The 26,437-nt window shown below is 70.6% G+C and carries 19 protein-coding genes; 13 read left to right on the forward strand and 6 right to left on the reverse strand.

Annotated features, from left to right (window positions below):
• Positions 1-2 precede the first annotated feature (2 nt).
• From ACMCNN_RS28200 to ACMCNN_RS28215, 4 genes are read right to left on the reverse strand one after another with little or no spacing between them, the layout of a single operon-like run.
• The gene (locus ACMCNN_RS28200) at positions 3-167 is read right to left on the reverse strand and encodes a DUF6760 family protein (RefSeq protein ID WP_412747303.1); all 165 of its coding nucleotides are present in this window, start codon (positions 165-167) and stop codon (positions 3-5) included.
• A complete protein-coding gene (locus ACMCNN_RS28205) occupies positions 161-550 on the reverse strand; it encodes a hypothetical protein (protein WP_412743508.1) in 390 nt (129 codons plus the stop codon). The genes ACMCNN_RS28200 and ACMCNN_RS28205 overlap by 7 nt, the downstream gene beginning before the upstream one ends.
• On the reverse strand, positions 547-1,008 hold the full coding sequence (locus ACMCNN_RS28210) for a phage tail protein (RefSeq protein ID WP_412743509.1): 462 nt from the start codon (positions 1,006-1,008) through the stop codon (positions 547-549). Before ACMCNN_RS28210 ends, ACMCNN_RS28205 begins: the two co-directional genes overlap by 4 nt.
• Before the next feature lie 13 nt (positions 1,009-1,021).
• On the reverse strand, positions 1,022-2,554 hold the full coding sequence (locus ACMCNN_RS28215) for a phage tail sheath family protein (protein ID WP_412743510.1): 1,533 nt from the start codon (positions 2,552-2,554) through the stop codon (positions 1,022-1,024).
• A gap of 199 nt (positions 2,555-2,753) precedes the next feature.
• On the opposite strand from ACMCNN_RS28215, the gene ACMCNN_RS28220 reads away from it, so the two are divergent.
• The 5 genes from ACMCNN_RS28220 to ACMCNN_RS28240 all read left to right on the forward strand — a co-directional run bounded on the left by ACMCNN_RS28220 (position 2,754) and on the right by ACMCNN_RS28240 (position 9,887).
• Positions 2,754-3,362, forward strand: a complete 609-nt coding sequence (locus ACMCNN_RS28220) for a Pvc16 family protein (RefSeq protein WP_412743511.1) — start codon at positions 2,754-2,756, stop codon at positions 3,360-3,362.
• Between the two features lie 1,021 nt (positions 3,363-4,383).
• Positions 4,384-5,193, forward strand: a complete 810-nt coding sequence (locus tag ACMCNN_RS28225; protein WP_412743512.1) for a hypothetical protein — start codon at positions 4,384-4,386, stop codon at positions 5,191-5,193.
• A gap of 19 nt (positions 5,194-5,212) precedes the next feature.
• Positions 5,213-6,151: an inositol monophosphatase family protein gene (locus tag ACMCNN_RS28230; RefSeq protein ID WP_412743513.1), complete on the forward strand. Its 939-nt coding sequence runs from the start codon at positions 5,213-5,215 to the stop codon at positions 6,149-6,151.
• Between the two features lie 10 nt (positions 6,152-6,161).
• Positions 6,162-6,722, forward strand: a complete 561-nt coding sequence (locus ACMCNN_RS28235) for an HD domain-containing protein (RefSeq protein ID WP_412743514.1) — start codon at positions 6,162-6,164, stop codon at positions 6,720-6,722.
• Positions 6,723-6,749: 27 nt separating this feature from the next.
• A complete protein-coding gene (locus ACMCNN_RS28240) occupies positions 6,750-9,887 on the forward strand; it encodes a PAS domain S-box protein (RefSeq protein ID WP_412743515.1) in 3,138 nt (1,045 codons plus the stop codon).
• Between the two features lie 4 nt (positions 9,888-9,891).
• Here the strand turns inward: ACMCNN_RS28240 and ACMCNN_RS28245 are convergent, their stop codons facing one another.
• The gene (locus tag ACMCNN_RS28245; protein WP_412743516.1) at positions 9,892-12,933 is read right to left on the reverse strand and encodes a BTAD domain-containing putative transcriptional regulator; all 3,042 of its coding nucleotides are present in this window, start codon (positions 12,931-12,933) and stop codon (positions 9,892-9,894) included.
• Positions 12,934-13,283: 350 nt separating this feature from the next.
• On the opposite strand from ACMCNN_RS28245, the gene ACMCNN_RS28250 reads away from it, so the two are divergent.
• The 6 genes from ACMCNN_RS28250 to ACMCNN_RS28275 all read left to right on the forward strand — a co-directional run bounded on the left by ACMCNN_RS28250 (position 13,284) and on the right by ACMCNN_RS28275 (position 20,402).
• Complete coding sequence (locus ACMCNN_RS28250; protein WP_412743517.1) at positions 13,284-14,921, forward strand: methyl-accepting chemotaxis protein; 1,638 nt, start codon at positions 13,284-13,286, stop codon at positions 14,919-14,921.
• A gap of 132 nt (positions 14,922-15,053) precedes the next feature.
• Positions 15,054-16,067, forward strand: coding sequence for a glycosyltransferase family 2 protein (locus tag ACMCNN_RS28255; RefSeq protein ID WP_412743518.1), 1,014 nt, complete (start codon positions 15,054-15,056; stop codon positions 16,065-16,067).
• A gap of 146 nt (positions 16,068-16,213) precedes the next feature.
• The gene (locus ACMCNN_RS28260) at positions 16,214-16,723 is read left to right on the forward strand and encodes a SigE family RNA polymerase sigma factor (RefSeq protein ID WP_412743519.1); all 510 of its coding nucleotides are present in this window, start codon (positions 16,214-16,216) and stop codon (positions 16,721-16,723) included.
• Between the two features lie 113 nt (positions 16,724-16,836).
• Positions 16,837-17,253, forward strand: coding sequence for a hypothetical protein (locus ACMCNN_RS28265; protein WP_412743520.1), 417 nt, complete (start codon positions 16,837-16,839; stop codon positions 17,251-17,253).
• Between the two features lie 211 nt (positions 17,254-17,464).
• Positions 17,465-19,054 (forward strand): DEAD/DEAH box helicase, encoded by a 1,590-nt coding sequence (locus ACMCNN_RS28270; protein ID WP_412743521.1) that lies wholly within the window; start codon positions 17,465-17,467, stop codon positions 19,052-19,054.
• A 544-nt stretch (positions 19,055-19,598) separates the two neighbouring features.
• Positions 19,599-20,402, forward strand: coding sequence for an HAD family hydrolase (locus tag ACMCNN_RS28275; RefSeq protein WP_412743522.1), 804 nt, complete (start codon positions 19,599-19,601; stop codon positions 20,400-20,402).
• 352 nt (positions 20,403-20,754) lie between these two features.
• Here ACMCNN_RS28275 and ACMCNN_RS28280 read toward each other — a convergent pair whose 3' ends face one another.
• Positions 20,755-21,513, reverse strand: a complete 759-nt coding sequence (locus tag ACMCNN_RS28280) for an oxidoreductase (protein ID WP_412743523.1) — start codon at positions 21,511-21,513, stop codon at positions 20,755-20,757.
• Positions 21,514-21,752: 239 nt separating this feature from the next.
• On the opposite strand from ACMCNN_RS28280, the gene acs reads away from it, so the two are divergent.
• Both acs and ACMCNN_RS28290 read left to right on the forward strand, forming a co-directional pair.
• Positions 21,753-23,738, forward strand: coding sequence for an acetate--CoA ligase (gene acs, locus ACMCNN_RS28285; RefSeq protein ID WP_412743524.1), 1,986 nt, complete (start codon positions 21,753-21,755; stop codon positions 23,736-23,738).
• A gap of 275 nt (positions 23,739-24,013) precedes the next feature.
• Positions 24,014-26,398, forward strand: a complete 2,385-nt coding sequence (locus ACMCNN_RS28290) for an immune inhibitor A domain-containing protein (RefSeq protein ID WP_412743525.1) — start codon at positions 24,014-24,016, stop codon at positions 26,396-26,398.
• Positions 26,399-26,437: the final 39 nt, after the last annotated feature.

The raw sequence follows: 26,437 nt of genomic DNA on the forward strand, positions 1-26,437 counted from the left end.
TCTCACCAGCCCTTCTCGTCCCGCTGTGTGTGGATCTTGCCGATCTCGGCGACGACCCGGGCCCGCGTGGGGTGTTCCAGGTCGAGAATCTGGTCGAACGGCCAGTGCAGGTAGTAGGCGACGTACGCGACCTCCTCCCAGAGGCGGTCGGTCGCGTACGTCAGGATCCCCCCGGTGCATCACCGGCGAGATCCACGGCGAAGTCGTGCCCGCAGTTGGGGCAGGTGACCGCCGCCTCGGTGCGGCCCTCGGAGTTGATCCGCCGGTACAGGTCCTGCAGGAACGCGAGGTCCGAGGCGAACAGGTTCTCCACCACGAACGTGTCCACCGACGGCAGCGTGCCCAGCGCGGTGACCGTACGTTCCAGCAGCAGGATCGACAGGTACGCGCCGTTCTGCCGTACCCGTGGATCGGTCTGCGGCATGATCTCGTCGCGACCGGTCGCGAGGCGCATGACGCCCTCGCGATGCACCCGCCCCTCCTCGTCGACGTAGCCGCGCGGCAGGACGAACGGGTACTCCGTGCGCAACACCTCGGTGGGGGCTGTCATCCGGAGACCCGCTGAATGTGCTCGCACACGATGGTGACGGTCTCCATGAGCACCTCGCTGGCGCCCGCCTTCAGCGCGCTGATCTCCAGCTTGGACGGCCACGCGTTCTCCAGGTGGTAGCGGGCCACCGGCGCACCGTCGTAGTTGTACATGATCAGCGAGCAGCTCTTGCGGGCCGCGACGATGTTGCCCTGCAGCACCGCCTCGTGCCACGCCCACAGCTCCATCGACTGGTTCTTACCGCGCGACAGCTTGAGCGTCGGCGGCGAGACCTTGCCGGGCAGCTTCTTGAAGATGACCTCCTTGTCGGTGGACTCCAGGAAGTCCACCGGCTGCACCTCCGTGGTGATGCCCTGCAGCTCGGAGAACGAGGCGATCTCGTACCCGTCGATGGTGATGGAGAAGCGCGCAGCGGTGAGCGCGTCGTTGGGCTGCGATGAACCAAGTCCACCCGGCATCTGGGTTACCTACCTACTCTTCGAGTCCGGCGCCGTCGGCGAACTGGGACAGACGGAAGATGACGAATTCGGCCGGCTTGACCGGCGCGACGCCGATCTCGACGGTCAACATGCCGGCGTCGCGGTTCTCCGGCGGGTTGTTCTCGGCGTCGCACTTGACGAAGAACGCCTGCGCCGGGGTCGACCCGAACAGCGCCCCGTCGCGCCACACCCGGCGCAGGAACATGGTGATGGTGCGCTTCACCGAGTCCCACAGCTTCGGGTCGTTGGGCTCGAAGACCACCCAGTTGGTGCCGTTCAGGATGGACTTCTCTATGTAGTTGAACAGCCGCCGCACGTTCAGGTAGCGCCACTCCGGGTCGCTGGAGAGCGTGCGCGCGCCCCACACCCGGATGCCCTGCCCCGGGAACGACCGGATGCAGTTGATCCCGTCCGGGTTGAGCTGATCGTGCTCGCCCTTGGTGAGGTTCAGCTCCAGCGCGATGGCGCCGCGCACGACCTCGTTGGCAGGAGCTTTGTGTACGCCGCGGGTCGCGTCGTTGCGCGCCCAGATACCCGCCATGTGCCCGCTCGGCGGCATGAACGCCGGTGCCCCGCTCAGCGGGTCCATCACCTTGATCCACGGCCAGTACAGGGCGGCGTACTTGGAGTCGTAGTTGGCCTCGGCCCGCCACCCCTTGACCTGCTGGGCGTTGAGGCCGGGCGGAGTGTCCAGGATCGCCACCCGGTCGCGCATCAGCTCGCAGTGGGTGATCATCGCGTCCTGCACGGCCCGGACGCCCTCGTCGTCGAGCAGACCCCGGTCCCGCGCGGCCATCAGGTCCGGCACGGACAGCATGGTGATCTCGTCGATCGCCTCCAGGCCCGCGAAGCCGGTACGGTCGGCCGAGTTGCCGACGTACACGTTGGGCTCGACACGGGCGGCGGGCTCGATCGCGTTGCCCGCCAGCGGCACCTCGACGCCCTGCCGGGGCAGCGTGGCGACACGGGCGCCGCGGGTCTCCTCGACCTCGATCAGCTTCGACTGCTGCTTCACGGCGGTGACGACGTTGGACGGGCCCCGCCGTACGGTGAGCCCCTCCATGGCCTCGACCACCGCGCCGCCGCGCTTGACCAGCAGCGTGAAGGACTCGTCGGCCGGGTCCTGGCCGCCCACCACCTCGACGGTCAACGGCGCGCCGCCGGCGGCCGCGGGCAGCGCCCGCACCGCGAACGCGATCCGGTTGTCCTCGCCCGCCGCGGGCAGCTCACCGCGCAGCACCGGCGGCTCGGCCACGCTCTCCGAACCCACCCGCACGATGTACGCGCTACCGCCGCCGTTGGCGAAGTACCCGTACACGGAATGCGCCAGGTACGAGCCGGGGACGAAGCCGCCGAAGTTCTGGGTGTACTGGGTCCAGTTGGTGACCAGCGTCGGCTGGTTCAACGGGCCCTTCTCGGCGAACCCGACGAAGGCGGCGACCGCGGTACCGGCGGCCTCAATGGGTCGGGAGCCGGAGGACACCTCCTCCATGTAGACGCCAGGCGACAGGTAGCTGCTGGCCATGGGACCTCCCTGTGGCGGAACGGGACGCCTGCCAGGGTGGCCTTTTGATGGCCCGCCGGGCAGCGGCTGGCGGGCGACGACGGGTGCACCCGTGGCCGCCCCTTCGGGCAGCCGCGGGTGCACCGGAGGTCGCCCGCGCACGCTGGCCGCCGTGGCTGCCCGCCGCCGAGCATCGGAGCATGGCTGGCGGGAGGTCCGGGTGATCGCCGACGTGAACAAAGCCCTGCGCGGCTTGCTCACGCCGCTGCTGCCGGACACCTGCGAGGTCCGGTTCGGTGTCCCTGCCCCGCCCGGCGCGGAGACCGGACCGGACCGGCCCGCCCTGGTGTGGTTCCTGGCCGGGGTCCGCGAGGACGAGAAGGCCGCGGAGACCGACTGGGAGGATCTCCGGGACGGTGACGGTCGCGTCGTCGCCCGGCGCCCACCTGTACGCCGGTTCGACCTGCACTACCTGGTGACCGCTGAGGCCGCCGATCCCGGCGTGGAAGCCGCGCTGCTGGATGCGGTGCTGGTGGCTGTCGATCCGGGGCGTCGGGTGGCGCCTGAGCTGCTGGGCGAGGCTATGGCTGGGCGGCCGGTCACGTTGCGGCTGGGCGAGTATGCGATTCCGGCGCAGCCGGTACGCACCACGTTGAGCGTGGTGGCCAGCGCTCCGCTGGTGCTGCCGCCGGTCACCGACATCGCCGGGCCCGCCGACAACATCCGGCTCGGGGTCGCGCCGCCCGGCCGACCTGACCCTGCGCCGTCACGACCGCGCCGAACCGGGCGATGGAGCAGCGCGGCCATCGACGAAGAGTCGCCGACGTAGAGTTATGGCTGCCGGGCCCCCATCGCTCGCTGCCTTCCACCGATCTGCGCCGGGATGCGGCGCGGGTGCCGGTCAAGCCCCCGTACGACGGCTGGCACACCCGCCGCACTCCACGCTCAACGCGCTCACCGGAGCAGAGCTGCTGACGGTCAGGTTTCAGGTGCGCCGGAATTCGAGCCACCGGACCCGTTCGTAGGTCGCGGGATCCAGCCCAGGAATCGCGCGTAAAGATCCTGCACGGGCCCGCGGTCGGGTTGGCTGAAGTCATCGATCGCGTCCGCCAGGTGAAAGGCAAGGTAGATCAAGAGCGAGACGCGTTCGCCGTGATACTCCGCGCTGAGGGCCACTCTCTTGGAGCCACACGGCCACGGCTGCCCGCAGTCCTCACAGCTCCAGCCTGGACGTGCAGGCAGGTGCATACAGGCTCCTCCCTCCTGGTGTCGACCACCGCACTTGCTCGTTCGCTGTGCGGGCGAACGGCTTTCACGGGGCCCGATTCGTTGATCGAGCTAGGAAGACAGTCCCATTACCAGGGCAGTTCACGCACCCGCGAAGCCGTCCGCTCCTACTCGGATCTCTGTGCACGGCTGTCCTGCTGGTTTGTGGCGAGAAACCAGCCTTGCCCATTCCAATGGGCAACCGTAATCTGGCCACCGGGCCGGTGAAGCAATGCAGCGCTTCATGAAGAAGGGTCGACATGGGCCTGACCGGGCGACAGCCCCAGTCTCCGCAGGCACGCGGACGAGAGCTGGCGAAACAGGGTAGGGCGCTGTTTCACTCCCACGGATCCGTGAAGGCCGCAGCTCACGAACTGATGAGTCGCCATCGGGACTTACCCAGCATCCAGGCGTTCCGGTACGCGGCGGGACTGTCACAGGACCAGGCAGCCAGTCGATACAACGAGGTGGCCGGAAACCAGACCACACTTGGCGGGACCACCATCAACGCTTGGGAGAGCTGGGCGCGAGCACGCGGCGCCGCAGGGGCTGGATCTCCACCTTCGTTTGCGAGCCTCCTCCTCTTGGCCGCCGCATACGGGCGTGGGCCACACGGAACGGCTGACGAGGTCATCTCCGCTGGAGACCTGGTTCAGGAGGGTTACGAGAAGCTCGCCCCAGAAGACCAGCTGGCGCTGAAGACTGCGGCCGACCGCTCGCAGATCGCGGCGACAAGCGACGCACTCCGAGCGCGGAACGCCGTGGTCGGCGGTTCACCCGATGTCGACAACATCATCGGGCCGGACGTCAACCTCGTCGTTCCCACGATCGACAATGGAAACTCAGCGATCTGCACCTTCTCACTACCCAACCCCAATCCGGGCCAGTTGATCGATCTGACCTGGAACACGTTCGGGTTCGGCATCCAGCGACTGATGCGACAGATCAAGAGCCTCGGCCGGAGACTCGATGCGCACATCTGCTTCGGCGTGAACGAAGCCGGCTTGGTCATGGCGACGTTCCTCGCATCCGCCCAGTTCAATCGATGCGCGATCGGGTATCTCAGATGCAACCGCGTCCGGAATGAGATCACCTTCGGGGCAGAGTCTCATTACCCCGAGTCGATTGAGGCCCCGGTAATCGTGATCTGTGACTTCGAGGTCAAACACGCCGATGTTGTCGGACGCGTGGCCCACGAGTTGCGCGGACGATATCCCGGAGCAGAGTTGTACTTTGCCGTCTTCGGCGCCATGACCAAGGGCAGTTCGTTGGAAGTCGAGAGCTTCGACGGGCTCACCGGCGCCAGGATCATGCAAGCGGCGCACTTCGAGGCGGTGTTCATCGCTGCGACGATGTGCCCTCCGGGCATCGAGCCACCGCTGGAACTGCGCTGAGCAGACGGGAGACGTACCGATGGAGCACGCCGACGGCATCCCCCCGCTCGCCGCGGAGATCGCGGAGACTGTACGCGGGGTGATGCTGGACCTGCGCCCGCGCCTCATCGAGGCGGCGCTCACCGGCATGCGGGGTGAGAGTGAGAACCCGCGCCACGTCGACAACTTCCTGTCCGAACACGACCTGTGGATGCACCGCCGCTATCGGGAACTGCTCGCCCCGATCCTCGGCTCGTTCGTCTACGCCTCCGAGGAGGCCGAGCCCGAGGTGATCGGCGACGATCCCGATCCGAACCTCTGTGTCCTCGTCGACCCCCTGGACACCAGCGAGCTGGCCGTACGCGGCCTGCTCGGTTACACGCACGTCATGGTGTACTCCCGTGCCGCCGCTCGGCCCATCGTCGCGGTGGTTGGCGACATCTTCCACCACCTTCAGCTCTATGTAGGCGCCCGCGATGAGCACGGCACGGATCGCGCCTTCGTCATCACAGCTGATTCGGAACCGTTCGAACTCAAGCAACGCACCACGAAGCCGCTTTCCGAATCGCTCGTCACCAACTTCCTCATGCGACCCGGCGAGCGATTCGTGCCGCTCGCCCAGAGGACTCGGCTGCTTGAATCGCTCGACCGGCCGGGAAACGACGGCAGGCGCCGGGGGCGGATCGGTGTGGACTTCGGCTCCGTCAGCCTGTGCCATGTCGCCGCCGGCATGACCGAAGCCGTGATCGAGTTCGCCAAAGGCTTCGCGGTGTGGGATCTCGCCCCGGGTCACTACATCCTCCACGCCGCTGGCGGGGCGGTACTCGACCTCGAGGGCAAGCCCGTACCGCTCGACCACCAGTTCGATTCGTTCACCGAGGTGGCCAGAGCGATGGATCGACGGCAGCGGTTCGTGGCAGCAGGGAGTATCGATCTCGCTCGGGAGATCCTCGAGTGCCTGCGCATCGCCGATCAGTAGAGGTGTCACCGTGGCCGAGGATGCTGAGGCAATCGCCGGATTCGGGTACGAACTCGGGTTGTTGAAGCGCATCCGGCGCTCCGGCTGGTGGCACGTCGGCGTACGCGACCCCGAATCGGTCGCCGAACACACCATGCGCACCGCCCAATTGGCGGCGCTCATCGCCGCCGAAGAGGGAGCCGACCCCGCCGGCGCCGCGTTCCTGGCTCTTTGGCACGACAGCCAGGAGACCCGTACCGGCGATCTCCCGCACACCGCATCCGCGTACCTGACCAAGCCTGACCCGCGCCAGATCACCGCCGATCAGACGGACCGGCTTCCCGAACGCTCCCGCGCGATGGTCCGCAGCGCCGTGGACGAGTACGAGTCACGCGAGACGCTCGAAGCCCGGTGCGCCAAGGACGCCGACAAGCTGGAGATGCTGCTGCAAGCCGTCGAATACCGCGACATCGGCGTGCAGAGAACCGGGGGCTGGATCGACTCGGCGCGCAAGGACCTCCACACCGAGACCGGCCGACGAATCGCCGAAACAGCTGTCAAGGTCTCACCACTGTCGTGGCGCGACCGCTGATCACCGTGCAAGCGCCCAGATGTGCCCATGATTGTTGGCCTATCCGCTAGGTCCGGCGCGTCCGCGCGGTTTATGCTCACAAATGCGCGCCTTACGCGTTTCGGCCGCTGGGATTCGGGGGTTCCCATGGTGGCGATGCTGGCGATCACCGCACTCTATTTCTTGATCTTCCTGCGGGTCGTGTGGGAGTTCGCACGGCGTCGGGATCCCTTGCTGCGCGCGGTGATGCTGGTGATCGGCGCCGTGGCGATGCTGTTCGTCATCGGTGTGCTGCGGGTGGCGTTCGGAGTGCTCCCCCAATCGGTCACGGTGATCTTCTCACTGTTGTTGCTGGGGCAGCCGTTCTTCGTGGTGTTGTTGATGTCCCAGGTTCGCCCGGTGCCCCGGTGGCTGGTGGCGGCGGCGCTGGTGGGCTGGACGGCTACCGCGGTGCCGGTGGCGGTGCTGGACCATCCGATGCCGCGGCCGGTGTCCATGGCTGTGGTGACGGTGTTCTTCGCCGTGCAGACGATGGCTTCGGTGCTGCTCGCGACCGAGGCACGCCGGCGGGGCGGTGCGGCCCGGATTCGGCTGCGGTGCGCCGCTGCGGGCACCCTGCTGTTCGGTGTCGCGCTGCTGGTCGCCGGCGGTGGTCGTCCGGTGTTCGCGGTCTCGGCCCGGGCGGTGGCGGTGGTGTCGGCCGTGATGTACCTGTTGGCGTTCGTGCCGCCACACCGGTTGCGCCGCCGGTGGTCCGTGCTCGCGGCCAACGAGGTGATGCGCCAGATGTTGAGCGCGCCGGCCAATGAACCGGCGGAGGGGGCCTGGTTGCAGTACTGCCGCGGGGCGCGGGCGGTGTTGGGCCCGGATGAGGTCGCGGTGGTTCTGCCCGCCCCGGCGGATACGGTGCGCTGGGTCGCCGGCAGCCCCGCCGGGACTGACCATCAGGTTTACCCCGCCAGTGACCTCGATCGTCTTCTCCATTACCCCCCGGCCACGATCGACGCGTTGGCCGGGTGGACCCATCCACCCGCACTCGCGGTGGACCTCGTCGATTCGAGCGGCACCCGGTTCGTCACCGCCGCACCCATCACGCTGGAGGGGCGGGCCGGTGCGCTGGTCCTGCTGAACCGGTACCGCACGTTGTTCGCCGACGACGACATCGCGTTGATCGCCGGGCTGGCCACCCAGGCCGCCGCGGTCGCCGAACGGGCCACACTCCTGAGCGCGAAACAGCAACTCGCCGTCATCGTGGAGTCGTCCCACGACGCGATCGTCGGCAGAGACCTCGACGGAGTGATCATCAGCTGGAACGCCGCGGCCGAGCGGCTCTACGGCTACCCGGCGTCAGAGGCGATCGGCCAACCCGGGGCCATCATGATCCCGGCCGAGCAGTTGGAGGCGGAGGGCGCGCTGATGGACCGCGTCGCCCGGGGTGAACGCATCGAGCAGCACCAACTGTCCCGGCTCCGCAAGGACGGGACCACCGTCACGGTGTCACGGACCATGTCCCCGATCGCCGACGCACAGGGTGCCGTCGTCGGGGTGGCCACGATCGCTCGCGACCTCACCGAACGGCAACGTGCCGAGGCGATGTTCCGGGGCCTGCTCGAATCCGCCCCCGACGCGATCGTCGGTATCACCCGCGACGACACCATCACCCTGCTCAACGTCCAGGCAGAACGCCTGTTCGGGTACGCACGGGCCGAGCTGCTCGGCCGGTCGGTCGATGTCCTGGTGCCCGAGGACATGCGCCTGCAGTACTCGCGTATCCGTCGCGAATACTTCACCAACCCCGAACCCCGCACCCTCGGTGGGGAGGGGGACCTGACGGCCGTACGCAAGGACGGCACCGAATTCCCCATCGAGGTCAGCCTCAACGCCCTGCGCACCGACCAAGGGGTCGTCGTCTCCGCCGCCGTCCGCGACATCACCGAACGCCTGCGGGCCCAGGCCGATCGGGAACGCCTCGCCACCGAACACCGCCTCCAACACACGCGCCGGCTGGAAAGCCTCGGCCAGCTCGCCGGTGGTGTCGCCCACGACTTCAACAACATCCTCGGCGTGATCGCCAGCTACACCGAACTCCTCTTCGACACCGTCGACAATCTCGACACCCCGGCGGCCGACCCGCAGGTCATCACCGCCGCCCGCAACGACCTGGGTCAGATCGGCAAGGCCGCGGAACGCGCCACCCGCCTCACGAAACAGCTTCTCGCGTTCGGGCGCCGGGAGATCACCCAGACGCAGGTCCTCAACATCAACCAGGTCATCGGCAACGTCGAACAGATGCTGCGCCGCACCCTCGGCGAGCACATCCATCTCGTCACGAACCTCGACCACACGACTCAACCCGTCACCGCCGACCCGTCCCAGCTGGAACAGATCCTGCTCAACCTGGCCGTCAACGCCCGCGATGCCATGCCCACCGGCGGCACACTGTCCATCGACACCACCACCGTCGACCTCCCCACCGCCGACGACGACACCACGCCCTGCACCGTGCCCCCGGGCCGGTACGTCCGCCTACGCGTCAGCGACACCGGCACCGGCATGCCGCCCGAGGTCGCGGAACGCGCGTTCGAGCCGTTCTTCACGACCAAGCCCACCGGCACCGGCACCGGCCTCGGCCTGGCCACCATCTACGGCCTGGCCACCGCCGCCGGCGGAGATGTGCGGCTGGACTCCGATCCCGGCATCGGCACCACCGTCACCGTGCTGCTGCCGGCTCTCGATGCCAGCGTCGGTATCCGGCTGTCCGCCGCAGCCGCCGACCCGTCACCCGCGCCCACACCCCACGAGACGATCCTGCTCGTCGAGGACGAGGCCCCACTGCGCGACGTCACCACCCGCATCCTCACGCGCGCCGGTTACCACGTCCTGCCCGCCGCGGACGGCCCCACGGCCATCGACACGGCGCACCACCATCCCACGCCGATACACCTGTTGCTGACCGACGTGATCATGCCCGACATGATGGGCAACGAGGTCGCTGCCCGCATCAAGACCATCTGTCCGGACACCCCGGTGCTCTACATGTCCGGGTACGCCCAACCCGTCCTCACCGAACACGGCACCCTCCCGCCCGGCGTGACCATCGTCGAGAAGCCATTCACGAGTCAGCAACTCCTCAGCCGCATCCAGCAGACCCTCCACGAGGAACGGCCGGCCGCCACCCACCCGTGAAGCGTCAGCTGTCGCGCGGTGCGCGGCGGCGCGGCGGTGGCGGCACCATCGCGGCGTTCCCGCCATGCAACTGCTGCTGGGTCGGTTCCGGCACGCCGAGCCGCGCCAGCATGTCCGCGTACCGGCGGCGCGCCTCCAACGCCTTGGCCGGTGTGGCGCTGCGGGCGTAGGCGCGCAACAGCACCTGCCACGCCTCGTCGTCGTGCGGGTCCAGCGCGATGCACTGCTCGGCGGCGCGGATCGCCTCGGCGACGTTGCCCTGGGTCAGCTCGGCCGTGGCCAGCTCCCGCGCCACCCGGGTGGCCAGGTGCCGGTACTGCTCACGCGCCTCGACGGCCCATTCGGCGGGCCCTTCCTCGGGCAGCAGTTCCCCACCGTACGCGGCGAGCGCGGCGCGCATGGCGTCCACTTCGGACGCGAAGCTGCCCGACCGGCGTTGCTGCTGCCACCGCTGCACCGCCTCGGTGAACGCCGCGGTGTCGGCGTAACTGCCGGCCGGCAGCACGATCCCGTACGCATCGCCGGAGCGCAGGAGCATCTGTGCTTTGCCGCGTCCGCTGTCGGGTTCGAGCAGTCCGCGCAGCGCCGAGATGGTCACCTGCAGGTTGCGGGTCGCGGCGGCCGGGGGCAGATCGGACCAGAGTGCCTCGATGAGCACCTCGCGGTGCACGAACCGGCCCGCGTGCATGGCCAGCAGCCGCAGCGCGCTGCGGGCGCGGGGACGGACCTGCGCGAGGTCGACGGGCCGCCCGCTGACCGCCATCGCGAACCCACCGAAGCACCGGATCTGTACGGCGGGCGCGGGGTTGGCGGTGGCGCCCGCCGCGTACGTGGCGACCCAGAACTTGAAGGTCGTGCGGGGCAGTTCGGCCTCGGCGGCCCGGTCCGCGGCGGCCCGCAGCAGCACCTCCCGGCGCAGCGGGTCGGCCACCGCGACCGCCAGCATGCCCGCCACGACGGCGCCGGAGACGCGGGCGGCCTCGGCCCGGTCGATGGCGGCCTGCCCCTCGCGGGCCGCCTCGGGGGCGCCGCGACGGGCCCGGGCCAGCGCGCAGAACGCGTCCGCCCACGCGGCGATGGATTCGGCGTTCATCTCGGTGGCCTCGGCGGCGAGCGCGGCCAGCCGTTCCTCGTCGAGCCGTCCGTCGCGGACCTCGCAGATCACGCCGACGGAGGTGACCAGCAGGTGCCCCCACCGGTCACCGGCCCGGCGGCAGGCCGCCGCGACCGCGTACGCGTCCACCGCCGTGTACGGGCCGCGCCCGAGCGCCCGGGCACCCAGCGCCAGCCGGGCGACCCAGCCCAGGCCCAGCATCTCGGCCTCGTCGGCGATCCGTTCCAGGGCGGCCGGGGACGCCTTGCCCCGGGCCACGGCCAGGCACGTACGCACGAGCCGCAGCCCGAGCAGGGCGACCGCCGAGTCGCGGGCGTCGATGCCGACGGTGTGCGTCTCGCGGGTGATCTCGTCCGGCACGCCGCCGCCGTAGATCGCGCCGACCAGCCGGATCAGTTCCGCCTCGGCCGGGGTCAGCTCGGTGACCCGGCGGGTGTTCTGTACCGCGTTCGGGCCGACGGCCACCCGCAGCCAGGCCGTCCAGTGCAGACCCCTGGGGGGCAGCGACACGGCCAGCAGCGACTCGACCTCGCCGAGCTGCGACCGGGCCGCCAGCACGCCGACCTCACCGCACACGTCCGCACGGGACGCGAACATCGCCTCGGCGGCCCGGAAGCGGTCCCGTGCCTCGGGCAGCTGCGCGTTGTTGAGGTGGTGTTCGGCCTCCGCGTAGATCAGCCAGGGTTCGTCGGCGCGCTGCGCTTCGGGGACCAGTTCGAGCAGGTCGGCGGCGGGCGGGCGAACCACGGTCGGGCCGTGTTCGGCCAGCAGCAGCTGCAGGGCGGGCCAGTCGGCGGCGCGGGCCAGGGAGCGGGCCGCCTCGGCGGGTGCGTCCTCGTCCAGCAGTACCTCCGCGCTGCGCCGGTGCCACTCGCGCAGGCCCACCGGCCCGAGCTGTTCGCCGAGCAGTTGGGCCAGGTGCGCCCGGAACGGCGGCTCGTACCGGTAGCTGTCGCCGTGTGCGGTCATCGGCAACGCGTACGTGCCGATCAGGCCGTCCAGCGTCGCGGCGGCGACCGGCGCGCCGGTGAGCCGGGCACACCGGTCGGGGGTCAGCACGTCCAGCACGCAGGTGCGGACGAGCAGGTCGAGGATGTCCGCGGGCAGCCCGGCCAGCACCGACTCGTCGAAGAACTGCCGGAACGCGGGCCAGCGCTCCAAGGGGGCACCCGCGGCCCGGCACCGGTCGGCCATGGGGCGGCCCCGGATGGCGCGGTGGAACAACGCGAGCCCGGCGGGCCACCCGCCGGTGCGGCGGGCCAGCAGCGCGGTCTCCTCGGGCGGCAGCGGTTCGCCGTACACCTCGTCGAGCAGGCGCTCCACCTCCCAGCGCCGGAACCGCAGGTCGTCGAGGCCGACCAGGCCGCCGTCGCCGGCCAGTTCGTGGCGCAGCAGCGGCAGGCCGGGCGGCCGCCGGGCGGCCAGCACGATTTGTACGTCGCGGGGCCGCCGCGCCAGCACCCGGGCGACGACCTGCTCTCCGGGCGTACCGATGAGGTGGTGGATGTCGTCGAGGGTGAGCAGCAGTCCGCCCGGATCGAGCGCGGCGTCGGCCATCGCCTCCAGCACGGCGCTGGATTCGTCGCGCGCCTCGGCGACCAGCCGCCGGGCGTCACTCCAGGTACGCGCGGCCTCGGCCGCGGGCAGGTCAGGCGTGCCCGGCACCCCGCCGGGTTCGGGTCGGGTACGGCGGGCGGCGAGGACGGCCTCGACGAGCCGCGCCGCGGTGTCGCCGTGCGCCACCTCCATGGCGTCCGCCTGGTAGGCCGCGGCCGGTCCGGGGTGGCGACGGGCGTACTGCGCCAGCAGGGTGGTCTTGCCGAAGCCGGCCGGCGCGAGCACCAGGACGGGTCCCGCCGCGGTCGCCGCGTCGAGCTGGTCGAACAGCCGTACGCGCGCGAGCCCCAGATGTCCCCGTGCTCGGTGATCCACCTGCCGCCGATCCCTTCCGGTCGCGCCCGTGCCACCGTCGACGACCGGCGTCGTGACGGTGCCTCATCATGCCGGACATCGGCCACATCCATGAAGACCGATGATCCGAGAATCGCATGGGAAACGGCGCGAGATCTCGTTGAGCCGGGCAGGCGACAGCATCGACATCAGATCGTCGCAGAATGCATTCTGCATTGAAACGTCTGACTTCCCCACAAGTGGCTCTGAACGGCGACCTTCGGGTCAAGAAGGACTCAACCGGGAGATCGCTACGCCGATTAGGGGCCCCGCACGGCTGGCGCGGCCAGACGTCGATCCACGGGGGATCACCTGCCAGAAAGGCGACAGCGATGCGGCACCGGCTCGACAATTCCTCGCGCCCCACGGAACCCCGGCGCAGCGCGCTGGGCCGCATGGCCGACCTGCCGCTGGCGGCCAAGTTCTTCATCGCGCTGACGCTGCTGGCCGCCACCGCCCTGGGCACCGCCTGGAGCGGCCTGGTCGCACAGCAGCGGGCCAACGCGGCCGCCCGGGACACCTACCAGCACGCCTTGCTCCCGGCCAACGCGCTGGAGGGGCTGCGGGCGTCGGCGCTGCGCAGCTTCCTGCACCTCACGACCCTGGCGTCCGTACGGGACCCGCAGGCGATCACCGCGAAGATCCAGCAGATCCACGCCGAGGACGCGGTCCAGGACAAGGCGTTCGCGACGTACCAGCAGCTGGGGAGGCTCGGCAAGGACCCGCGCGTCGCCCAGGTCAAGAACACGCTCACGTCGTTCCGCACCGAGCGGGACGCGACGCTGCTGCCCGCCGCCGAGGCCGGACAGACCCAGGCCTACCTGACCCGCTTCACCGAGCTGTGGCCCGGCCTGACCCAGACCGGCGCGGTCATCACCGCCCTGATCAACGACGAGACCGCACTGGCCGCCAAGCAGGCCAAGGAAGCTGAGGCCTCGTACCAGGCGAACCGGTTGTTCGTCATCGGCATCCTCGGCGCCGGCCTGCTGCTGGCGTTCGGGGCGGCGTGGGCCGTGATCCGCCAGAGCGTCCGGTCCATCAAGCGGATGGCGGCCGTCCTGAACCAGGTCAGCACGGGCGACCTGACCCAGCAGGTTCCGGTCACCTCCCGCGACGAGATCGGCCGGATGGGGCACGCGCTCAACCAGGCGACCGACAGCATGCGTACGACCCTGCGCGAGCTGGACGCCTCGGCGGCCGACCTGGCCACCTCCGCCCGGCACCTGACCGAGGTCTCCTCCACCATCGCCGGCGGCGTCGACCAGGTCGGCTGCGAGGCCGACGCGGTCGCCCAGGCCGCGGGCAACGTCTCGGACAACGTGTCCGCGCTGGCCACGGCGAGCGAGCAGATGGGCGCCTCCATCCGGGAGATCTCCCTCAACGCCGGGCAGGCCGCCGACGTGGCCACCCAGGCCGTCACGGTCGCCGAGTCGACCACCGCCGTCGTCGCCCAGCTCGGCGAGTCCTCGTCGCAGATCAGCGACGTGGTCAAGGCGATCACCGCGATCGCCGCGCAGACCAACCTGCTGGCCCTCAACGCCACCATCGAGGCGGCCCGCGCCGGGGAGTCCGGCAAGGGCTTCGCGGTCGTCGCCACGGAGGTCAAGGACCTGGCGCAGGAGACCGCCCGGTCCACCGAGGACATCGCGAACCGGGTCGAAGCCATCCAGCGGGACACGAGCAAGGCGGTCGAGGCGATCGCCAGCATCACCACCATCATCGGGCAGATCAGCGAATACCAGACCACCATCGCCTCGGCGGTGGAGGAACAGACCGCCACCAGCCAGGAGATCAACCGCAGCGTCAGCGACGCCGCGGGGGCCTCCGCGGGCATCGCCAGCAACGTGTCGGCGGTCGCCAGCGCCAGCCAGGTGGCCAGCAGCGGCGTCATCCAGACCCACGTCGCCGCCGAGCAGGTCGCCCAGATGTCGCACGACCTCAAGGAACTGGTCTCCCGCTTCACCATCTGAGCCGGGATCGCCGGACGTCACCGACGAGGGGGCCGGCGCCCGAAGGCGCCGGCCCCGCTTCTGCCCGTCGGCTGGCTCCGGTCCCGCCGCGTTGCGACTCAGCGGGCGGCGCCGGGTGCCGAACGGATAGTTATGGCCCCGGCACTGCTCGCCGCCGTACTGATCGTCAAGGACGAGGCCGCGATGCTTCCCGCCTGCCTGGAGTCGCTGGCGGGGGTGGTCGACGAGATCCACGTGCACGACACGGGCTCCGCCGACGGCACACCGGAGCTGGCCGCCCGATACGGCGCCACGGTCACCCGCGGCGCCTGGCGCGACGACTTCTCCGCCGCCCGCAACGAGGCCCGGCGCGGCTGCACGGCGACCTGGATCCTCGCCGCCGATGCCGACCACCGCGTGACGGCCGAGCCCGGCGCGCTGCGGCGGCTGCTGACCGCCGCCACCACGGACGCCCTGCTGGTGGAGGTCGATGACGCCCACCACACGGGCCCCTACCGCCAACGCGAGACCCGGCTGTACCGGCCGGACTCGGTGTCCTGGGCCGGCCGGGTGCACGAGCGGCTGGTCCGCCCCGACGGGTCGGTGCCGGACCGGGAGGCGGTGCCCGCGTCCACGCTGCGGCTGAGCCACCTCGGCCACGCCACGTACGCGGACCGCCTGCGCCGGGCCCAACGCAACCTCGACCTGGCCCAGCGCGACCTGGACGCGCTGACCGCCCGGGGACCGGCCGCCGACCGCGAGCAGATCGCCCGTACGCTGCTCGACCTCGGCCGCGACTGCGCGGCGGCCGAGCAGCGGCAGCAGGCGGTCGACACGTTCGAACTGCTGCGCGAGCTGTTCCCCGGTACGCCGGAGTGGCTGCAGGCCACCGACGCGCTGGCCCGGCTGATGCTGGCGGCCTGCTACGACAAGGTGTGCCTGGTCCTCGTCGAGCAGCTGCGGCAGGCCGGGGCGGCTCCCGCGTACTGTGACTGGCTGGCCGCCCAGGCGATCGCCCAGCTGGGCGATCCGCACCAGGCCGCCGCGCTGCTGGCCGGGGTGGCCGAGGTGGTCGACACCGCCGGGCGCCGGCGTGATCCGGCGGCGCTGCGCGAGCTGAAAGCCCTGGTCGAGCGGCTGTGCACGCTCGCCCCCGCCGGCCCCTGAACACCACCCGCCGCCCGCTCGGATGATCTTGCAAGCCTGCCGCGCCTAGCCTCAGGGACCCGGGTCGATGAAAAACCTCGGCGGCAGTGGATAGATCCGCCCGCCCCGGGCGTCTGTATCTGCGGTCAAGGAACTGGGGCGGGTGAGTGGACGAAGACGAGCGGACGCAACTGACCGAGTTCGTGGCGAGCCGTACTCCGGCGCTGATGCGGGTGGCCTACCTGCTCACCGGGGACCGGCACGCCGCGGAGGACCTCCTGCAGTCGGCGCTGGCCAGGACCATCGCGAAATGGCCCAGCCTGCGCAACGCCGACCCGGAGGGCTATATCCGTACGGTCATGCACCGCGAGCAGCTGAGCTGGTGGCGGCGGCTGCGCCGCTACCGGGAGATCCTTCTCAACCCCGTCAATGAGGTGGCTGATCCCGATTCGAGCACCGACACCGACATCCGGCTCGCGATGCGTACGGCGTTACGGCGGCTACCGCCGACCCAACGCACCGTGGTGGTCCTGCGCTACTACGAGGACCTCACCGAAACGCAGGTGGCCGAGGTGCTCGGGTGCTCGATCGGCACCGTACGCAGCCGCACGCACCGGGCGATCGCCCGGCTGCGGAAGCTGCTGCCGGACATCGAACGCCTGGAGGTGCTGCGATGAGCACCGCGTTTGAGGACCTCATCCGCTCCGCTCTGTCCCAACTAGCCGAGGAGGCACCAACTGTGACAGGCCAGCTCGCTCGAGCGGAGCAACGGATTCGGACCCGCCGCCGCGTGGTCCTGGGTGTGGCGGTGGCGGGCGCGGTGGGCGCCATGGTCATCGCCGCGCCGCTGGCGTTCGCCGCCGGCCATACCCCACACAAGCCACCGGCCGCCCCGGCGGCACCGCACAGCACGGCCCCCACACCGCTGCCCTCCACGCCGACGCCCGAGCCGTCCTGGCCGACCCCGCTGCCATCCGCCCCGACGCCGCTGCCCTCCGGGCCGACGTCGACGCCGTCCTGGCCGATGCCGGAGCCGTCCACGCCGAGCGCGCCGCCGAAGACCACCGCGCCGGGCCCCGGCCCGATTCCCTCGACGCCGTCCTGGCCGACACCGGTGCCGACGCACACCTCGTGGCCGGCTCCCGTTCCCTCCACCGTCGCGACGCCCTACCCGACCACCCCGACAACTCCGCCCCCGGTCCGGTAGCGCGCCCGCAGCCCGTCCCGGGCCCGGCCCATCCAGGTGGTGGGCTGGGCCCGGTCCGGGCTGCACCGGGGGCACCGGGCCGACCTCGGGTACACTTCCGTGAGCGGCTCGCAGTGCTACTGCCCGAGCCGCCTTTCGATGTCGACCATCATGCGCTGCGACCCGACTGGTCTGTGTCGCGCAGGACGACCCTTCCAGGTTCGGAGATTTCATGGCGGCCCGCCGCCCACACCACACACCTTCGTCTTCAGACGTCACGTTCGCCGACCTCGGCCTGCCCACCGCGCTCATCGAGGCGCTGGCCGCCGCCGGGGTCACCAAGCCGTTCCCCATCCAGGCCGCGACCCTGCCCGACGCGCTGAGCGGCCGGGACGTCCTCGGCCGGGGCCGCACCGGTTCGGGCAAGACCTACGCGTTCGTGCTGCCCGTGCTCGCCCGTTTGGCCGCCAGCCGGACGCCGCGAAAGCCGGGGCGCCCCCGCGCGCTGATCCTCGCGCCCACCCGCGAACTCGCCACCCAGATCGCGGCGTCGATCGCGCCGCTGGCCGAGGCGCTGTCCCTGCGTACCCTGACGGTCTTCGGCGGGGTCGGCCCCAACCCGCAGATCGCCGGCCTGCGGCAGGGCGTGGACGTCCTCGTGGCCTGCCCCGGACGCCTCGCCGACCACGTGCAGGCGGGGCACGCCCGCCTCGACGCCGTCGAGATCACCGTGCTGGACGAGGCCGACCACATGGCCGACCTCGGCTTCCTCCCGGTCGTCCGGCGCCTGCTGGAGCAGACGCCGCGCTCCGGGCAGCGGCTGCTGTTCTCGGCCACCCTCGACGCCGGCGTCGACGTCCTGGTACGCCAGTTCCTCACCAAGCCGGTGACCCACAGCGTCGACTCGGCGCTGTCGCCCGTCACGGCGATGTCGCATCACGTGCTGCACGTCCGCGACGACGAGCGGTTCGGGGTGCTGGTCGACCTCGCGGCCGCACCGGGCCGCACGGTGGTCTTCACCCGCACCAAGCGGGGCGCGAAGACCCTCACCCGGCGCCTCGCCGCCGCCGGGGTGCCGGCCGTCGAACTGCACGGCAACCTCGCCCAGAACGCCCGCAACCGCAACCTGACGGCGTTCTCCGACGGTTCCGCGACCACGCTGGTGGCGACGGACATCGCCGCCCGCGGCATCCACGTCGACGACGTCAATCTCGTCATCCACGCGGACCCGCCGGTCGAGCACAAGGCGTACCTGCACCGTTCCGGGCGCACGGCCCGGGCCGGTGCGGAGGGCACGGTGGTCACGCTGATGACCGACGGTCAGGTCTCCGAGGTACGTGACCTGATCCGCAAGGCGGGCATCGTCGCACCGACCACCCGGGTGTCGCCGGGGAGCCCGAAGCTCGCGGAACTCGCGCCCGGCGAGCGTACGTTCGTCGCGCCGCCGGTGGCCGAACCGGTCGCCGCCGAGGCGCCCCGGCGCAGCCACCCGGCCCGCACCGCCACCCTCCGCCCGTCCCAGCCGCGGTCGGATCAGTCACGGTCGGGCCAGCCGCGCTCGGGCCAGGCACGGTCGGGCCAGGCACGGTCGGGCCAGGCACGGTCGGGTCAGCCGCGCTCGGGCCAGCCGCGCTCGGGTCAGTCCCATGCTGGCGCGAACCATGTCGCCCAGACCCGTGCGGGCAGGTCCGGTGCAGCGGCTCCCGCGCCCCGGTCGGGATCCGAGCGGGGCGACGCCTCCACGACGGCGGCACCACGCCCCTCCGGCGCCTCGGCCTTCTCGGCCCGCAGCCGGGTCGGCGCTCGCCGCGGCGGTCGCTGACCGCGGCGCCGCCACGTTCATCGCAGTCACGACGAAGCGGCCCGGCTCATGACGAGCCGGGCCGCTTCGTGTTTCTCTGACGTCAGAGACCGCTGCTGGTACGCCGGCGCCCGGCTTGGTTCGTCCGGGCCGACCCGCGGCCGGCGACCCACCCCGATCGATGACGCGGCATGACTGGGCCTCTACCTGCATAAGTGCGGCAGGGCAGGGGTACGTAGCTTGGGTGACGACCCCCGCCGGGGGCGACGGGGGTCGTCAAAGATTCGGCTCCGGGGGGGTCGAGCCGAATCCGCTCGGTGATCGCGGGGGGCGCTATCACCGAGGGTCTGGAAGCGGAGCCGAAGGATCACACGCGAAACGTGAATCCCAGTCGCACCACAAGCATGCCTCAGCGGAGGGCCCCCGTCGAGTACCGAATGTGACGCAGTGCGACGTTACTGGCGCGTTGCCCTCCCCACCAGGGGCCATGAGGGGCTGAGTCGAAACGGTTACCGGCGAGTCGGGCGACTGGACGGGCGGCCTGATGCGGCTAAACTTTCGGCCCGTGGGCCGCAGCGCCGCGTTTTTCGACCTCGACAAGACCGTCATCGCCAAGTCCAGTGCGCTGGCCTTCGGACGGCCCTTCTATCGCGATGGCCTGATCACCCGGCGTGACGTGGTCAAGTCGGCGTACGCACAGCTCATGTTCCGTCTGGGCGGCGCCGACGAGCAGACCATGGCACGGGTCCGGGACTACCTGGCCGCCCTGTGCAAGGGCTGGTCCGTGGAGCAGGTCCGGCAGATCGTCGCCGAGACCCTGAACGAGCTGATCAACCCGTACGTGTACGCCGAGGCGGCCACGCTGATCGGCGAGCACCAGGCGGCCGGCCGGGACGTGGTGCTGGTGTCGGCGTCCGGCGACGAGATGGTCCGGCCGATCGGCGAGCTGCTCGGGGTCACCGACGTCATCGCGACCCGGATGAGCATCGTGGACGGGCGCTACAGCGGCGAGGTGGAGTTCTACGCGGCGGGGCCGAGCAAGGTCCAGGAGGTCCGGAAGCTGGCCGCCACACGCGGATACGACCTCGCGGAGTGCCACGCGTACTCGGATTCGCACAGTGATCTGCCGTTGCTGGAGGCGGTCGGTCATCCGACAGCGGTGAATCCGGACCGGGCGTTGCGCCGGGTCGCGATGGAGCGGTCCTGGCCGATCCTGGAGTTCCGGCATCCCATTCCGCTGGGTCGGCGCCTGCGCGAACGGCCCGCGGTGCCGGTGGCCGCGGCGGCGATCGGCGTGGGTGTCGGGGTGGCGATCGGCCTGGCCCTGTACGGGCGGCATCGCCGCATCCGGGCCGCCGCAGCAGCCTGATCCGGCTTACGTCTGACTCATCGCGGTACGGGCAATTTGCGCAGCTGAACCCATGGCGATCTAGCGGGCACCGGCGTAGAAAGAAGAAGCGGGATTGAGACCGGATCCCGTGCACCGCCACCGGGAACCCACGCGCGATCAGCCACGGCAGGCACGTTGCGGCGGCACCTCATCGGACCGTCGACAACGACCCAGGTGCACGCTTGATAACCCGGCAGCCGGTGCAGCGGCGGCGCCTCTTCTTCGAGGCGCCGTCCTTGCGTCCAGGGTCCGAGATCGCGGCAGCCACCGAGGCGCCGTCCTTGCGTCCAGGGTCCGAGATCGCGGCAGCCACCGCTGCGACGGGCCGCCGCTACCGGGGTGAGGGGGCCGCGAGCACCGCGTCGGCGACGGTGGTCATCTCGTCCGCACCGGCCTCGACGGCCGCCGCGTAGTGCCGCAGCCACGACCGGAGCCCGTCCGGTGTGCCGGTGGCGTAGGCGCCGGACGCGCCCACGTACTCCGGCTCCCGCGCGAGGTGCCCGGACTCCACCGCGACCAGCCCGCGGGCGTCGAGGCCGCGGCCGATCAGCGTGAGCCGGGCCGCGGCGCGGGCCACCACCCCGGCCGGTCCGGGGAACGGGCGCAGCGTGAGCAGTTCGGCGTGCACCACGGCGGCCAGCAGTAGCGGTGGGGTCCTGTCGTTGCCCGCGACGAGCCCGGCCAGGCCGTCCAGCCGCTGGGCCAGGCCGGGGCTCTCGACGAGGCGACCCAGCTCGGCGTCGGGGACGGCACCTCGTGCGGCCAGGACGTGCAGCTTGGCGAGCACCTGACGGGGCGCGCGGGGCCACAGGTCCACCAGGCCGCCCAGCGCCTCGGCGACGCGCAGCGCACCCTGCACCACCGGGTCGGTGACGGTGCCGGCGCGGACCGCCTCCACGTCGTACCGGCTGCCTTCGAGGGCGGCGCTGGCCACGGCCGCGCGCAGGCTGATCTCGGCGGCGACCGGGCCGCCCTGGCGGCGCAGGGCGCGGTGCCGCAGGGCCTGGTCGACGCGTTCGCGGGCGGCGGTGAACGCGGGCGCGACGTCGGCGAGTTCGAGCAGGGGGGCGAGCGGATCCGTGGCGGGCACGGGCTAACGGTAGCCGCAGGAGAGTCGCCGGAGAAAACACGCCCGAAACGGGGGGTGCGCGAAGGGGCTCGCAAGTGACAAGATTCGCGCAGTACCGCGCACGAGTTGTCCGGTCGGCGCGCACACGGCACCGCTCCGCGCGCCACGGCCCGCAACGGTCGCTCGGCACCCGCGCCGGAACTAGTGTTTTGCCAGAAGAGACCCAGGCCACCCCCCGCACGGCAGAGGAGCCGCCCGCAATGAGCGAGACGCTGGAGAATCTGTACTCCGAGACGCGGCAGTTCCCGCCGCCCGCACCGCTCGCCGCAGCCGCCAACGTGACCGCGGACGCCTACGAACAGGCCGCGGCCGACCGGCTCGGATTCTGGGCGCAGCAGGCGCAGCGCCTGTCCTGGGCGCAGCCCTGGACGGAGGTCCTGGACTGGTCGAACCCGCCGTTCGCGAAGTGGTTCACCGGCGGCAAGCTGAACGTCGCGTACAACTGCGTGGACCGGCACGTCGAGGCGGGACTCGGCGACAGGGTGGCCATCCACTGGGAGGGCGAGCCCGGCGACACCCGCACGATCACGTACAACGACCTGCTGACCAGCGTGAGCCAGGCGGCGAACACGCTCACCGAGCTGGGCGTCTCGGCCGGTGACCGGGTGGCGATCTATCTGCCGATGGTCCCCGAGGCGGCGGTCGCGATGCTGGCCTGCGCCCGGATCGGCGCGATGCACAGCGTGGTCTTCGGCGGGTTCTCGGTGGACGCGCTGTCCACCCGGATCATCGACGCGGACGCGAAGGTGGTCATCACGGCCGACGGCGGCTACCGGCGCGGAAAGCCGTCCGCGCTCAAGCCGACCGTCGACGAGGCCGTGGCCCGCTGCCCCGGCGTCGAGCACGTGCTGGTGGTCCGCCGCACCGGCCAGGACGTGGCGTGGGGCGAGAAGGACCTGTGGTGGCACGAGACCGTCGAGCGGGCCGCCACCACGCACAAGCCGGAGGCGTTCGACGCCGAGCAGCCGCTGTACATCCTCTACACCTCGGGCACCACGGGTAAGCCGAAGGGCATTCTGCACACCACGGGCGGATACCTGACCCAGGTGTCGTACACGTTCCACGCGGTCTTCGACCACAAGCCCGAGACTGACGTCTTCTGGTGCACGGCCGACGTCGGCTGGGTCACCGGGCACTCGTACATCGTCTACGGCCCGCTCTCCAACGGCGCCACCCAGATCATGTACGAGGGCACCCCGGACACCCCCCACAAGGGACGGTTCTGGGAGATCGTCGACAAGTACAAGGCGACGATCCTGTACACCGCGCCGACGCTGATCCGCACGATGATGAAGTGGGGCGACGACATCCCCGCCAAGTACGACCTGTCGTCGCTGCGGCTGCTCGGCAGCGTCGGTGAGCCGATCAACCCCGAGGCGTGGATGTGGTACAGGGCGAACGTCGGCCGCGACCGCTGCCCGATCGTGGACACCTGGTGGCAGACGGAGACCGGCGGCATCATGATCTCGCCGCTGCCCGGCGTGACCGTTACCAAGCCCGGTTCGGCGATGACCCCGCTGCCGGGCATCTCGGCCGACGTCGTGGACGACACGGCTGCCTCCGTACCCAATGGTGGTGGGGGTTTCCTGGTGTTGCGCGAGCCGTGGCCGTCGATGCTGCGCACGATCTGGGGTGATGACCAGCGGTTCATCGACACCTACTGGTCGCGGTTCGGCGCGGGTGCGGGGAACGGCGACGAGTGGGTGTACTTCGCGGGCGACGGGGCGAAGCGCGACGAGGACGGCGCGCTGTGGCTGCTCGGGCGCGTCGACGACGTCATGCTCGTCTCCGGGCACAACATCTCGACCACCGAGGTGGAGTCGGCGCTGGTGTCGCACCCGTCGGTGGCGGAGGCCGCGGTGGTCGGCGCGACCGACCCGACCACGGGCCAGGCGATCGTGGCGTTCACCATCCCGCGCGGCAACGTCGACGCCGAGGGCGAGGCGGGCGAGCGGCTGATCCAGGATCTGCGCAACCACGTCGCCAAGACGCTGGGGCCGATCGCCAAGCCGCGGCAGATCATGCTCGTGCCCGAGCTGCCCAAGACCCGGTCTGGCAAGATCATGCGGCGGCTGCTGCGGGACGTGGCGGAGCACCGGTCGCTGGGCGACGTCACGACACTGCAGGACTCCGCGGTGATGGAGCTGATCTCCTCCGGCATGAAGTCGGGCAAGTCCGAGGACTGAGATTTCCGTACGGCCAACTGTCGGCGCCCGGGGCCCTGAGCCCCGGGCGCCGTCGTGTGCGCGCCGAATCGCCGGTTTTCGTCGATGGACGGTGATGATGATCTAAGTCTTACGGTGTCGACTTGTTAACAGCGGATAACTTTTCGATCCCCAACCGCGGGCAAGATCTTCCGTCCAGTGATCTATTTGCATACGTTCTCCGTCAACCCCGGACCCGGGGCCGATGACGCCGCCGCTGCTGCTCAGCGCGCCGGCACGGTCAACGGAGGTACGTAGTGCGCAAGGTGGTCGTTGGACTGCTGGGCGCCGCGATGGTCACCAGCGTCGGGGTCACGTTCCCCGGCGCGGCCACGGCGGCGCCGCCCGCGGATCCCAGCCGGATCGGTGCCGAACACCGGGTGGCCATGGAGGATCTGCCCAGCCGGCTCGAGGAGAAGCGGCGCGAGCTGCGCGAGGAGGCGGTGAACGGCCTCCTCAAGGGCACCGTCAAGACGGAACGCCGCGGGCACAGCCTCGTCGCGAAGGTCGGCCAGACCAACGGCGCGTTCGGCAGCCAGCGGGTCGCCGCGGCCGGCGCCGACCAGTACGTCGAGCTGGGCCGCGAGCGCACCGACAAGATCTTCGTCATCCTCGCCGAGTTCGGTAACCAGCGGCACCCGGACTACCCCGACGTCGACACCGACCCGGACACGGACGGCCCGACCACGTTCAACGGCCCGCTGCACAACCGGATCACGCAGCCCGACCGGCGCGTCGACAACTCCAAGGTCTGGCAGGCCGACTTCAACCGCGCGCACTACCAGCAGATGTACTTCGGCACGGGCGCGGGCGTCGAGTCGCTGAAGACGTACTACGAGGCGCAGTCGTCCGGGCGCTACAGCGTCGACGGCGAGGTCTCCGACTGGGTCAAGGTCCCGTACAACGAGGCCCGGTACGGCCGCAACTGCAAGGACGCGCAGACCTGCGACCCGAACAACGCCTGGGCTCTGGTCCGCGACGCGGCCAACCAGTGGTACGCGGGCCAGAAGGCGGCGGGTCGCACCGACGCCCAGATCAAGGCCCAGTTGCAGAGCTACGACCAGTACGACCGCTACGACTACGACCACGACGGCAACTTCGACGAGCCCGACGGCTACCTCGACCACTTCCAGATCGTCCACGCCGGTGGCGACGAGTCCGACGGCGACAAGCAGCAGGGCGAGGACGCCATCTGGGCGCACCGCTGGTACGCCTGGGAGAGCGAGAACGAGACCGGCCCCGCGGGCAACCTGCTCGGCGGCACCCAGATCGGCACCTCCGGCATCTGGATCGGCGACTACACCATGCAGCCGGAGAACGGCGGCCTGAGCGTCTTCGCCCACGAGTACGGCCACGACCTGGGCCTGCCGGACGACTACGACACCAGCGACGGCAAGGACAAGACGGGGGACAACAACGAGTTCTGGACGCTGATGGCGCAGAGCCGGCTCAGTGGCGCCGGCGAGCCCAACGGCACCCGCCCCGGTGACCTGGGCGCGTGGAACAAGCTGCAGCTCGGCTGGCTCAACGTCGCGAAGGTCAACGCCGGCTCCAGCGCGACGATCGACCTGGGCCCGCAGGAGTACAACACCGCCAAGCCGCAGGCCGCGGTCGTCGTGCTGCCGAGCAAGTCCGTGACCCGCCAGCACGGCACGCCGTACGCGGGCCAGAAGCAGTACTTCTCCGGCAACGCCCAGAAGCTCAACACCACGCTGACCCGGACGGTCGACCTCAGCGGGGCGACCACGGCGGCGCTGCGGCTCAAGGCCCGCTACACCATCGAGGAGAACTTCGACTTCCTGTACGTCGAGGCCTCGACCGACGCGGGCCGGACGTGGACGGCGCTGGACGGCACCGTGGGCGGTGCGCCGTTCGTCAAGGACGGCTCGAAGACCCGCCCGGCGATCACCGGCACGAAGACCAGCTGGACGGACGTCGTGGTGCCGCTGAACGCGTACGCCGGGAAGAAGCCGATGATCCGGCTGCGCTACAAGACGGACGGCGCTGTCGCGAGTGGTGGCTTCCTCGCCGACAACCTGACCGTCGTGACCAACGGCGTCGCGGGTACACCGGACGGCGCCGAGACCACGGGAGCCTGGACGCCCGCCGGCTTCAAGGTCGTCGGCACCACGAGCCAGGAGACCTTCGACAACTTCTACATCGCCGGCAACCGCAGCTACGTGTCGTACGACAAGTACCTGAAGACCGGCCCGTACAACTACGGCTGGGCGTCGTCGCGGCCGGACTATGCGGAGCACTTCGCGTTGCAGCCGGGCCTGCTGATCTCGTACAACGACGCCTCGCAGGAGGACAACAACGTCAACGAGCATCCCGGTGCGGGCCGCAACCTGATCATCGACTCGCACCCGACGGTGCTGAACAACGTGAACGGTGCCCCGTGGGCGTCGCGGATCCAGAACTACGACGCCCCGTTCGGGCTGACTCCGACGGATGCGCTCCCGCTGCACGTCGACGGCCGGGCCTCGACCATCCAGAGCCGGGCCGCGCAGCCGCTGTTCGACGACACCAAGTCGTACTACGACTCGCGGACCAGGACGACCGGCGTCAAGCTGCCCGCCCTGGGCGTGAAGATCCAGGTGGTATCGCAGGACGGCACGACCATGAGGATCAAGATTTCCTGAGTACGACCGCGCAGCAGCGCACCGGAGGGCGGCCCGTTT

Source organism: Krasilnikovia sp. MM14-A1004 (assembly GCF_047159485.1).
Taxonomy (GTDB): Bacteria; Actinomycetota; Actinomycetes; order Mycobacteriales; family Micromonosporaceae; genus Actinoplanes.

Coding starts and splice junctions, on each gene's coding strand:
- ACMCNN_RS28270 (WP_412743521.1), top strand. CDS start 17,465: ATGGCGGCCCGCCGCCCACACCACACACCTTCGTCTTCAGACGTCACG.
- acs (WP_412743524.1), top strand. CDS start 21,753: ATGAGCGAGACGCTGGAGAATCTGTACTCCGAGACGCGGCAGTTCCCG.
- ACMCNN_RS28205 (WP_412743508.1), bottom strand. CDS start 550: ATGACAGCCCCCACCGAGGTGTTGCGCACGGAGTACCCGTTCGTCCTG.
- ACMCNN_RS28240 (WP_412743515.1), top strand. CDS start 6,750: ATGATTGTTGGCCTATCCGCTAGGTCCGGCGCGTCCGCGCGGTTTATG.
- ACMCNN_RS28230 (WP_412743513.1), top strand. CDS start 5,213: ATGGAGCACGCCGACGGCATCCCCCCGCTCGCCGCGGAGATCGCGGAG.
- ACMCNN_RS28255 (WP_412743518.1), top strand. CDS start 15,054: ATGGCCCCGGCACTGCTCGCCGCCGTACTGATCGTCAAGGACGAGGCC.
- ACMCNN_RS28250 (WP_412743517.1), top strand. CDS start 13,284: ATGCGGCACCGGCTCGACAATTCCTCGCGCCCCACGGAACCCCGGCGC.
- ACMCNN_RS28210 (WP_412743509.1), bottom strand. CDS start 1,008: ATGCCGGGTGGACTTGGTTCATCGCAGCCCAACGACGCGCTCACCGCT.
- ACMCNN_RS28215 (WP_412743510.1), bottom strand. CDS start 2,554: ATGGCCAGCAGCTACCTGTCGCCTGGCGTCTACATGGAGGAGGTGTCC.